A 9,599-nucleotide genomic window follows, 5' to 3' on the forward strand; every position below is an offset into this window, starting at 1 on the left:
TACTGAGTATGTCCCAGCAATGGGAGTACAAGACGCTCGAACCGCCAAAGGGATTGACCAAACGAGAAACGGTCGATCCGACGGACGAACTCAACCGCCTCGGCGCGGACGGGTGGGAACTGACGGAGACGATCAGCTACGACGGTGGCGGCACGAAGCTCCTCGTGTTCAAACGGCCTGTCCCTCATGAGTGATCTCTCGACGGACAACACGCTGCGTGCGCGGACGGACGTGAACAAGTACTATTTCTGGATACTGCTCGGAGCCAATCGGTGGGCTGTCGCCGGTGGTATCGCCTGCCTGATATTTCTCGTATTCATGCTCTGGGGCGTGATGAAGCCGGTGCCACTTCACTCGACCATGCAGTCCGGCGACATGGTCGAGACGGTGTTCGCCGGCCTCGTCGGGGCGATCATCACGGGGACGACGCTCGTCGTGACGATCAATCAGCTCGTGCTCTCCCAGGAAATCGGTTCGCTCGGAAGCCAGCGGAGTCGGATGGATACGACGATGGATTTCCGCCAGAACACCGACGACCTCCTCGGTACGGTCACGCCAGCCGACCCTGCGGCGTACCTCCTCGCGCTCGTCGAAACGAGCGAACAACGAGCGAGGACACTCCGAGACACACTCGCCGACTCCGGACACCAGGACCTCCAAGAGAAGGTAGACGAGTACGTCGATGACCTGTTGGAGAACGCCGACCACGCTCGCGACCACCTCGAAGGAGCTGATTTCGGGACGTTCGACGTGATATCACCGTCACTCGATTACAACTACGACCGGAAGATGCACGACTTGCGCCGGCTCGGGATGGAGCACGAGGCCGACCTGACGGACGAAGAGCGGGACGCATTCAGAGACCTCCTGGAGGCGCTCACGATGTACGGGCCCGTCCGCGAGTACATCAAGGACCTCTATATCCAGTGGGCGCTGGTGAAACTCTCGCGAGCCATCCTGTACGCAGCAGTGATCGCACTCACCGTCGCCGGTGGCATGGTCGTCTTCGTCGACCCGACGACGTTTCCCGGAACCTTCCTCGGAATCGAGCGCATTCTCTGGGTCGTCAGCGCCGCCTTCGCCGTCTCGACACTGCCGTTTCTGCTGTTTACCTCCTACATCCTGCGACTCGCCACGATCGCGAAGCAAACCCTCTCGATGGGGCCGCTCGTTCTCAGCTGACCGGACTCCTGTGTCCCATCGGAGGGGTGGCACGAACGGAGCGAGCGACGCTCGTCGGGCAGACCTTGATCCCTAGCGCTGTGAGTCGCGCAGGATTAACGGTTCGATGGCGAGCGTCCGTTTCGCCACGGTGACGATCCGAAGGATGTAGGAGACGAACAGCATGAACGGAACGAGCGTCACTGCAAACGCACCACCGACGATCAGGACGATGTGCTCGATGCCGAACGTACTCCCCGGGAACGTTCCCGCGTCCACGATTGCGACCATAATCCCCGCAATGGCCAGTGCTGGAATCGCCGCATAGAGAATAATCTGTGATAGATTGATGAGCGCCCATTGGAAGTACAGCGTCTTGATGTGCTCTCGCGCCGGCCCGAACAGCGATAGCGCCGTTTTCAGATCGTCAAGTAGGTCGTGCTCGGTCTCACCAAGACTGTCCTCGTACTCGTTCGCGAACCGCTCGACCTGGAAGATCTTCCACGCGTAGTTGAAGTTCAATGCGGCAAACAACACGTCGAACGAACCAAATTTCGCGCCGTCGAGCTGGTCTTGCACCGCATTGGCGTTCCCTGTGACGCTCTCGGCAAACTCGTCAACCTCTGTTCGAAGATCCCCGTTATCGTTCTCGTCGATAGCTTCTCGAAGTGTCGTGGTTCGCTGCGCGGTGACGTCGACGATATCACTGAGGAACGCAGCTGGTTCTACGGGACTCGGTGCGCCGATGAGTTCCTCTGTGTAGTCACGGAAGTCCATCGAACTCGCCATCCGCTCGCGCTGATCGCCGAGGGGACCATTCTCCTGTGAGAGGACGAGTTGGCCGATCGTGACGACGACCGTCGTCCCCGTAACGATGACAGTGATCATCGTCGAGAACATCGTATCGATCATGTCTCCGGATTCGAGTTGCCGCACGAACGGCGGATCGAGCGTGGCGACGGCGATCACGAACGTAGCGAACACGGCAACTGTCAGGACGCTGGCGACGAGAAGGCGGCTTGAGCGCAACAGTAGCCAGAGTTTTACCCGGCTTTCACCAGCGCGCTCGCGCATCGTATTTGCCGTGCTGATGTCTGGTTCGTCCGTCATGCACCATCACTCGAATGGGCAGGGCGTTTGAAAACGAGATACTTGGTGCCGCCGCCCTCGTACTCGATGGTCTCCACGAGTTCCCAGCCGTCCGAACCGAGTCGGTTCAGCTCTGCTTTCGGGTCGTCTGCTTCCTTTCTCGTTTCATCGCGAGGCGGGCGAAGCGTCTCGTACTCCCAGCGGGTCGCCTCTGATTCGGGCATCACTCCTAGTAGGTACTGCAGCCCTCTATATCCCGTTCCACTACCGAGATGGGACAGTATACGGCGAACGGATTTATTGGTCTGTCTCTTTCCAGTCGTCCGTGTCTCCTTCACGGAATTCACCTTTGGCATGGCGCTCGTGGGGCCAGAAGGCGACGCCCAGCAGTACGACGTAGAACACACCCACAACGGCAACTACAGCAATCCCAGGGATACGGGCGATTCCAGCGGTTGTCAGCCAGTCTTTGCGCGGCGTGAACGCAGTAATCCTGAAGACCCACGCAACCAAGAGGACACCGAGCAGAGCGATATACACACGCCGGAGCCGGTTTACGAGTGCTTCGAATACCGAGACTTTCAGCGTCGGCCTGCGATAGTCTCTGCTTAGTTCCGCCCGCCAGTCGTGACTTTCGACCCCCTCAGACGGATCAAGGGCGTTTGCAAACAGGTTCTCCTGGAGAAGCCGAACGCGCGAACGAAAGACGTCGTAGTCCCGGTACCGACGTGCTTCGATTCCTAGAAAGATGGTGACGGCAACGATCCCGGTCAGCAAAATATAATGTGGGTTATCGGGACTCGAAAACGCCCACGTCAAGATTGCTGCCATCAGCGTCACCGCCCACGTCGTCGTCTGGTCAAGGCGCTGGCGCCACGTCCCCACTCGGCCTACCTCTCCGCGATAGGCGTGGGCCATCACCGAACCGAGCCCCGTACTGTCGTCAACCATTTCGCGGCCAATCTCCCGTTGGTCTGGTGCTGTTGGGTCGAACTCGTCGCTACTCGAATCGGTCATAGAGGAGAAACACCTCCTCGCTCAATAAGCGGCGACGGTGACGGCGTGAGAGACACAGCCAATTGAGCACTATCCCGCGTATAGTGGTATTTATGTCGCGTTTACCGATGGTCCATCGAGAAATATACAGGCGTACCTAACAGCTGATTCAACCAAAAACGCCTGAATAGAACGCACTCTCAGCGATGAACTCAGCCTCTAAGTCTCGCACGTGGATTTTGACAGTCTCATAGTAGATTAGAACTCAAATCGGAATCTGATCGCTCTGAACTCATCAGAGATGGCACTCCTCGTACAAAACCACGAGACTACTCCGGGATATCATATCGACAAATCTCACTGCCCCCACAATTCGGACACTCCTCAGTCTTCGGCGACACACTTGTCCCGCAGTGACGGCACTCGACTACGACATCGGAGCCGCCACCAGGGAGGAGTCGCGCGACGAGCGAGTGAACTCCCATCGTCTCTGCGCTACAGGTGACGGTGTGTTAACTGTAGTGGACAGTTCATTCAGCCAGAGATAAGGCATTTCGATCCCTGAAAGACCGACGAAAGCTTACAACCGATGACGACACAAGACCGAATGGAAGGACCACTGTCACACGCTCCTTCCATCCCTTTGCATGAATACCGACGAATCGTCTCTTGGTCGGTGCCCGGACTGCAGCAAGCGGATTCCCGAAGCATGGCTGCTCGTCGAATACACCAAAGACGACGGCACCGATGGAATATGGGCCGAATGCCCGACGTGTGAGGATGTTGTAGCGCCAGAGTGACAGTTGTAATCCGACGATGTTCGAGCGAATTCGGACAGCAGAGTCAAGTGTTCTCGGTTGCGTATTTCGCGGAAGACACTACTGATGGAAATTCCTGATCAACTTCGCTGTCTGTTTACTGCCACGCTTGAAGAGCGGGACGGCTCATATGTCGTTGAAGTCCCAAAACAGGAGCTCCGACGTGGCGACATCCACCAGGGCGAGACATACCGCGTGGCTGTGCTTCCCTCGACATCTACCACCGAAACCGCCGACACCGACACACGATCACAGTTCGAACCAGACCCACAGGAACCACCGGTTACAGAAGGTGAACAACGGACCGTCGAAATCGAAGACATCGGCGATCAGGGCGACGGGATCACCCGTGTCGAACGTGGCTTCGTTGTCATTGTCTCTGATACCGAGCAGGGAGAACGAGTCACCATCGAAATTACTGATGTCCGTGAAAACGTCGCCTTTGCAGACGTAGTTGAACGCATTAGCTACTACGACTGAGCCTTACAGAAGCTGGAATTGGCAAACATAGGTACGTTCCCTACTTCTGAAAAAGAAGTCGTTCACGTTGAGTGATGGTGAACCAGTTGTTCAATGTGTTTGCCAACTGAGCAGAAGACACTTATGGAAGTGTAATGGGTTAGTAATTATGTCCCCTGTACGGTCTCGCCGTGCCATCCTTGCCAGTCTAGGGAGTGGGTTGGTTGCCGGCTGTATTGGTGGTTCACCGGCCGGTACAACCACACAGGACACGACCTCCACATCTCCGTCATCATCGCCACAACCATCGTGTTCGGCTTCTGGCGACGTGTCTCTCATGGCTGAAAGTGAAGTATTTACAGTCGATGAGAGGTACGAAGGATTTGAGTTCACATTACACAATCAGACCCAGTCTGCTGTGGCAGTTGAGACGACGAATGGATGGGAGATCACGGCACACTCATCTGATGGCTGGGAGCAGATTGCAACACAGGACGGTGTAGGAACAGATGGGAAACGCACGCTTGACTGTGAAGAGAAACACACCTGGCACCTGGCCCTCTTTGAACATCCGACACCTCATGGCCGCACGACAACGTACGTATTTGTTGACCTTTTTGAGGGACTGTATAAATTCACTGTGACAGGGTCCCTCGAAACTGGTGAAGAGCTAACCCGTGAGGCACAGTTTGAGGTGCGGAGACGTCTCCCGTCTGAGACAAGGACTGATGACTAAGTCCCCTGGACTGATCAAAAGTGAGCAGAGAATCGGTTACTCACTCTCCTGACTGCCTGTTCCAATTAAGTAGATAACTTAGTGGCCGGTCGGTGTCTTGAATTCCGCATTGCCACAGAGACAAGTACCGTCTGTGCCGATGGGATGGATCACATCATCCGCAAATCGCTGGACTGTATACACCTTCCCGCAGTCTGTGCATTGACCCACCGTGTGGAGAATCCGTCCCTTCTCTGGCGCACCCTTGTTGTCACCCATTCTTAATCACAGTCATGTATACCAATGTGATCATGTTACTGCTTACCGCCCAAAGAGACCGTTCTGTTCCACGATAATCCCGTATCTCATGAGGAGGAGAAGGGGTCGCATGAGCAACCCCTTCAAATACGCTGTACAGAATGAGGGATGCGTGGCGCGTAGTTAGGTGGGTGAACGGAGTGCATGCGGAAGAGTGGGGGAGCCATCTGCGATGGAGCGTGGTGGTAGGAGCCAGCCTCGGTCACTCTTCCACATAGAATTGTATGGGGGACTTACCTTGTTATACGGCCCGTAGAAGACGTAATTTTATACTATCAAATATTACGTGGTGAGAATACTCACTCACATGGGCAGTTGGCGTGATAACGACCCTTAATACGGTTGCACCCAACTAGATACTGCGATTGAGATGACGCTCGGAACCGACCCAACTAAGACAACAGCTACACAGATTATCCAAGAGATTGCCAGCCGGGAAGGGGTCGAACCGTCAGCACTCCCCCAGCGGCTCTTTGATGTGCTTGATCCAGATGCCCTCAATAAAATCCTAGCAACTACCGAGGGGCAGGTGTCATTCCACTGCTGTGGGTATGACGTGACCGCTTCCAGAGATGGGGACATAGAGATCACCCCCAGTGAATGACGCCGGTAACAGAAATAAGACGAGTGGGATCTATCCCAATGAAAGCTGCTGAAAACTCACGACCTCGGAAGATGCATCGTGATGCGTACTTTTCTTCTACAGGGAATATTCACAAATTGTCTGCTTTGTAAATTTATTTTACTGACTGACCTCGCCCAAGAATCGGATGTGATCTGGAACATGCTCACTGTGCCTACCAACTGACCGCTGTAAGTTATGTCAGAGTCGAATAATCGTCTGAGCTAGTTGCTGCATACACAGCGCATGGTCAGCAGACGGTTGTCTCAGGTCTTGTTCGTATTGAGAGCACGAGAACGGCTGATAAAGGCGGCTACCACGGCACGAAGGTTCTGCTGCCCTAATCCTGTGGAATTGTCTGGGCCGATTGCTCCGGAGCAGGTTCAGGCGGTTCGTGTGTCCCGAAGTCGGGATGGGTCTCTTCCATCCAGACGAACACGACGGCTCCGGAGAGGAACATCAAGATGGCAGTCATATAGAACGCGGCTTCGGCGTTCACGAACTCCATTGCGAGGCCGATCAAGATTGCACCGACGCCATAGCCGGAGTCGCGCCACATGCGGTAGACGCCCATGCCGGCCGAGCGCCACGTCGGGTGGGCGGCATCGCCGGGGACAGTCATCAGGTTCGGATAGAGGAGCGCCATACCTAGACCAGAGGCGGCGGCTAAGGCTGCCCACTGGAGATAGCCTTCGACGAGGACCATCCCGAGCACACCGCCACCTGCGAGGAACATGCCGGCGATCACCGGTGGGCGGCGACCGATGCGGTCTGCGAGGCCGCCGGTCGCGATCTGGGAGAAGTACATCGCACTGTGGACGCCGACGACGACGCCGACGGCCTCGATACCGAGGCCCTGGCTCGTGAGATACAGCGGGACGGCGATCCAGAACAGCGTGTCGACGAAGTTCTCGATGTGGCCGGCCTGGGCCGCAGCGAACAGCGTCTTGTCGCCGTAGGTTGCCCGCTTCAGCACGTCCATGAACGGGAGGTTCGCGTCGTGGTGGTCGTCGTCACCTTCCGCCTCCGCGTACTGAACGGTCTCCTTTATCAGGAAGATCGAGATGAGGAACGCCAGCACGACCACCGCTGCGAGGAAGTAGAACGGCTCGGGACGGAGATTCGTCCGTGCAGCGATGACGCCCGTGATCCAGGCACCGGCGGCGACGCCAGTGTAGCCGAACGCTTCGTCGATTCCAACCGCGAGCCCGCGTTGTTCGGGGCCTGCCAGATCGATCTTCGCGTTGATCGCCATGCTCCAGGTGAGCGCCTGGTTGATGCCCAGCAGGACGTTCCCAGCCGTGATCCACCCCCAACTCGGCGCGAAGATGAGGATGAGGGGCAGCGGCAGTGCCGTCGCCCACCCGAGGATGAGCACCGGCTTGCGGCCGTACTCTTCGCCCCACTTGCCAGCGTAGAGGTTGAGGATCGACTTGACGAAGCCAAAGGAGACGACGAACGAGCCGATGACGAGGAACGACGTGACACCAAGTACCTCCTCGCCCAGGACGGGCACGACTGCGCGTTCGGAGCCGATGGTCAGCCCCGTCGCGAACACGAGCAGGACGTGCAGCGAGAACTGTCCGAGGTGTTCACGGATTCCTTGTGTGAGGTCTGGTGCCGTACTCATGGATTACTCCGCTGCACAGTTGTTCGGACCCAGTTCCAACTCGGCCAGTTCGTCGGTAGGGACTGATTCCTGACCCACGTTCGTTCGCTTGACGCGCTCGAAATTCGGTGGATGATCCGGAATATCCGCCGCGAGCTCTTGGACGAATTCCTCGCGGTCGCGCTCGAGATCCTCGTTCAGGTCTCTGACTTCTCCGAGAGTCGCTGCCTCCGGCGGTTCGGGCGAGCCCGGATGATGAGCCGGGAGGACCACGACGTCGTCTGATCGGTCGAGCAGTCGCTGGAGGGTCTCGTAGAGCGTCGCAGCGTTCTGTTCGACGTTTGAGTCTTCGATGCCAGCTTCGACGCCGAGTTCGACCCGGCCCACGCTCTCGTGGAAGAGCGTATCGCCGGTAATCAGTGCTGCACCGTCGACATCGAACGAGACGCTCCCTTCGCTGTGCCCAGGCGTGTGGATTACCTCGACATCGAGTTCGCCGACCGTGACGGTCTGCCCATCTTCGACAGGGGTCGCGTCGAGCGCGAGTGCATCCTTCGGATGGAGATAGTAGGGAACGTCGTGTTTCTCGGCGAGGTCCACCGCGCCGGAGACGTGGTCGGCGTGGGCGTGCGTGTCGAAGACACCGACCAGATCAGCGTCGTCGGCGAGAATCGCCTCGTACTCCTCGAGGTAGTGAGAGGGGTCGAAGATCGCTGCTTCCCCGTCCGAAACGAGGACGTGCGAGAGACAGCCCTTGCCAGGGCGTGCAACCTGGACGAGCGTCCCGTCGAGATCGGCCTGCACTGTCGCGTGCCGATGCACGCGACTCCAGCCATTCAATCCGTCCGCGAGCGTCGCCGCGTCGTAGTCCATCTCGTCGAGGAGTTCGGTCGCGGTCTCGGCAACGGCACCCGCACCACAGACTGTTACGATCTCTTGCTCTTCAGGAAGGTCTCCGAGAGCATCCTGTGCCGTGTCAGGATCGTCCTTCAACTCGTCGTAGAGATCCACGTTGATACTATCCGGAACGTGCCAGTCGTCGTACTCCGCTTCGTGGCGAATATCGACCACGAGCAAGTCGTCTCCGTCGTCCTGCAATCGGTTGCTGAGTGTCTCAGGACTAATCTCCGACATGTGTGGTCACTCGTAAGAACAGTATGGGAATATAGGTGCTGCCGGACATGGCCGGTACCGTTAATTTACTCTAATCCATCTACACGCGTATGAGTCTCTACGAGGCCTCGTTCCGGGTCAAACACGAATGTCCGTATCGGGAGATTTCGGAGCACTATCCGGATCTCACGATCCGCGAGTGGTATCTGAGCGACTGCCAGGTGATCGAACTCACAGCACCAGGAGCGCCGACCGACCAACTCCTCGACGAAATCGATCAACTCGGAACGATTCTCCACGAGTCAGTTGACGAATCCGGTCTCCACGTCGTCACCCAGTCCTGTCTCTGTTCGCTGGAGGACTCTATCATCGAGCGCTTCGAGGAGTACAACTGTCTGTACCAGCCGCCGACGATTCACCGCCAGGGATGGGAGCACTACTCGGTGATCGCCTTCGACGAGAGCGACGTCCGAGCACTCCTGCAGGATCTGGAGGCTGACCGTGACATCGAGGTCCTCTCGAAAACCGCGATCACCGAACAGCAGATTCCACACAGTATGCTCGCCCCGGTCGATCAACTGTTCGAGGACGTGACCGAGCGGCAACTGGCGGCGCTCCGCCTGGCTTTGGAAAGCGGCTACTACGAACAGCCCCGGAAGACGTCACTCCGGGATCTGGCCGACAAAACTGCCGTCGCGC

12 protein-coding genes are annotated in these 9,599 nt (G+C 57.3%); 7 read left to right on the forward strand and 5 right to left on the reverse strand.

Annotation, left to right across the window (positions count from 1 at the left end):
• Nucleotides 1-8: 8 nt before the first annotated feature.
• On the forward strand, nucleotides 9-194 hold the full coding sequence (locus ACFR9U_RS14775) for a DUF4177 domain-containing protein (protein ID WP_247381561.1): 186 nt from the start codon (nucleotides 9-11) through the stop codon (nucleotides 192-194).
• The gene (locus ACFR9U_RS14780; RefSeq protein ID WP_247381559.1) at nucleotides 187-1,182 is read left to right on the forward strand and encodes a DUF7972 family membrane protein; all 996 of its coding nucleotides are present in this window, start codon (nucleotides 187-189) and stop codon (nucleotides 1,180-1,182) included. The genes ACFR9U_RS14775 and ACFR9U_RS14780 overlap by 8 nt, the downstream gene beginning before the upstream one ends.
• 72 nt (nucleotides 1,183-1,254) lie before the next feature.
• Here ACFR9U_RS14780 and ACFR9U_RS14785 read toward each other — a convergent pair whose 3' ends face one another.
• The 3 genes from ACFR9U_RS14785 to ACFR9U_RS14795 form a co-directional block, all read right to left on the reverse strand.
• Complete coding sequence (locus tag ACFR9U_RS14785) at nucleotides 1,255-2,271, reverse strand: DUF7972 family membrane protein (RefSeq protein WP_247381557.1); 1,017 nt, start codon at nucleotides 2,269-2,271, stop codon at nucleotides 1,255-1,257.
• On the reverse strand, nucleotides 2,268-2,474 hold the full coding sequence (locus tag ACFR9U_RS14790; RefSeq protein ID WP_247381555.1) for a DUF4177 domain-containing protein: 207 nt from the start codon (nucleotides 2,472-2,474) through the stop codon (nucleotides 2,268-2,270). Before ACFR9U_RS14790 ends, ACFR9U_RS14785 begins: the two co-directional genes overlap by 4 nt.
• Nucleotides 2,475-2,547: 73 nt before the next feature.
• Nucleotides 2,548-3,267 (reverse strand): DUF2270 domain-containing protein, encoded by a 720-nt coding sequence (locus ACFR9U_RS14795; RefSeq protein ID WP_247381553.1) that lies wholly within the window; start codon nucleotides 3,265-3,267, stop codon nucleotides 2,548-2,550.
• A 626-nt stretch (nucleotides 3,268-3,893) separates the two neighbouring features.
• Between ACFR9U_RS14795 and ACFR9U_RS21395 the strand changes: the two genes are divergently transcribed.
• The 4 genes from ACFR9U_RS21395 (at nucleotide 3,894) to ACFR9U_RS14810 (ending at nucleotide 6,160) form a co-directional block, all read left to right on the forward strand.
• Nucleotides 3,894-4,046: a DUF7837 family putative zinc-binding protein gene (locus ACFR9U_RS21395; protein ID WP_465262022.1), complete on the forward strand. Its 153-nt coding sequence runs from the start codon at nucleotides 3,894-3,896 to the stop codon at nucleotides 4,044-4,046.
• Nucleotides 4,047-4,130: 84 nt separating this feature from the next.
• Complete coding sequence (locus ACFR9U_RS14800; RefSeq protein ID WP_247381551.1) at nucleotides 4,131-4,544, forward strand: TRAM domain-containing protein; 414 nt, start codon at nucleotides 4,131-4,133, stop codon at nucleotides 4,542-4,544.
• A 316-nt stretch (nucleotides 4,545-4,860) separates the two neighbouring features.
• On the forward strand, nucleotides 4,861-5,259 hold the full coding sequence (locus ACFR9U_RS14805; RefSeq protein WP_247381550.1) for a hypothetical protein: 399 nt from the start codon (nucleotides 4,861-4,863) through the stop codon (nucleotides 5,257-5,259).
• Nucleotides 5,260-5,926: 667 nt separating this feature from the next.
• Nucleotides 5,927-6,160: a HalOD1 output domain-containing protein gene (locus tag ACFR9U_RS14810; RefSeq protein WP_247381549.1), complete on the forward strand. Its 234-nt coding sequence runs from the start codon at nucleotides 5,927-5,929 to the stop codon at nucleotides 6,158-6,160.
• A 358-nt stretch (nucleotides 6,161-6,518) separates the two neighbouring features.
• On the opposite strand, the gene ACFR9U_RS14815 is transcribed toward ACFR9U_RS14810, so the two are convergent.
• On the reverse strand, nucleotides 6,519-7,808 hold the full coding sequence (locus ACFR9U_RS14815; protein WP_247381548.1) for an MFS transporter: 1,290 nt from the start codon (nucleotides 7,806-7,808) through the stop codon (nucleotides 6,519-6,521).
• Between the two features lie 3 nt (nucleotides 7,809-7,811).
• Nucleotides 7,812-8,921, reverse strand: coding sequence for an MBL fold metallo-hydrolase (locus ACFR9U_RS14820; protein WP_247381547.1), 1,110 nt, complete (start codon nucleotides 8,919-8,921; stop codon nucleotides 7,812-7,814).
• Nucleotides 8,922-9,010: 89 nt separating this feature from the next.
• Here ACFR9U_RS14820 and ACFR9U_RS14825 point away from each other — a divergent pair.
• Nucleotides 9,011-9,599 (forward strand): helix-turn-helix domain-containing protein (locus ACFR9U_RS14825; RefSeq protein ID WP_379814643.1); only part of this gene is annotated, 589 nt, incomplete at its 3' end.

It is taken from the genome of Halorientalis brevis (assembly GCF_042678165.1).
GTDB lineage: Archaea > Halobacteriota > Halobacteria > Halobacteriales > Haloarculaceae > Halorientalis > Halorientalis brevis.

Coding starts and splice junctions, on each gene's coding strand:
- ACFR9U_RS14815 (WP_247381548.1), bottom strand. CDS start 7,808: ATGAGTACGGCACCAGACCTCACACAAGGAATCCGTGAACACCTCGGA.
- ACFR9U_RS14810 (WP_247381549.1), top strand. CDS start 5,927: ATGACGCTCGGAACCGACCCAACTAAGACAACAGCTACACAGATTATC.
- ACFR9U_RS21395 (WP_465262022.1), top strand. CDS start 3,894: ATGAATACCGACGAATCGTCTCTTGGTCGGTGCCCGGACTGCAGCAAG.
- ACFR9U_RS14790 (WP_247381555.1), bottom strand. CDS start 2,474: ATGCCCGAATCAGAGGCGACCCGCTGGGAGTACGAGACGCTTCGCCCG.
- ACFR9U_RS14780 (WP_247381559.1), top strand. CDS start 187: ATGAGTGATCTCTCGACGGACAACACGCTGCGTGCGCGGACGGACGTG.
- ACFR9U_RS14805 (WP_247381550.1), top strand. CDS start 4,861: ATGGCTGAAAGTGAAGTATTTACAGTCGATGAGAGGTACGAAGGATTT.
- ACFR9U_RS14800 (WP_247381551.1), top strand. CDS start 4,131: ATGGAAATTCCTGATCAACTTCGCTGTCTGTTTACTGCCACGCTTGAA.
- ACFR9U_RS14795 (WP_247381553.1), bottom strand. CDS start 3,267: ATGACCGATTCGAGTAGCGACGAGTTCGACCCAACAGCACCAGACCAA.
- ACFR9U_RS14820 (WP_247381547.1), bottom strand. CDS start 8,921: ATGTCGGAGATTAGTCCTGAGACACTCAGCAACCGATTGCAGGACGAC.
- ACFR9U_RS14785 (WP_247381557.1), bottom strand. CDS start 2,271: ATGACGGACGAACCAGACATCAGCACGGCAAATACGATGCGCGAGCGC.
- ACFR9U_RS14775 (WP_247381561.1), top strand. CDS start 9: ATGTCCCAGCAATGGGAGTACAAGACGCTCGAACCGCCAAAGGGATTG.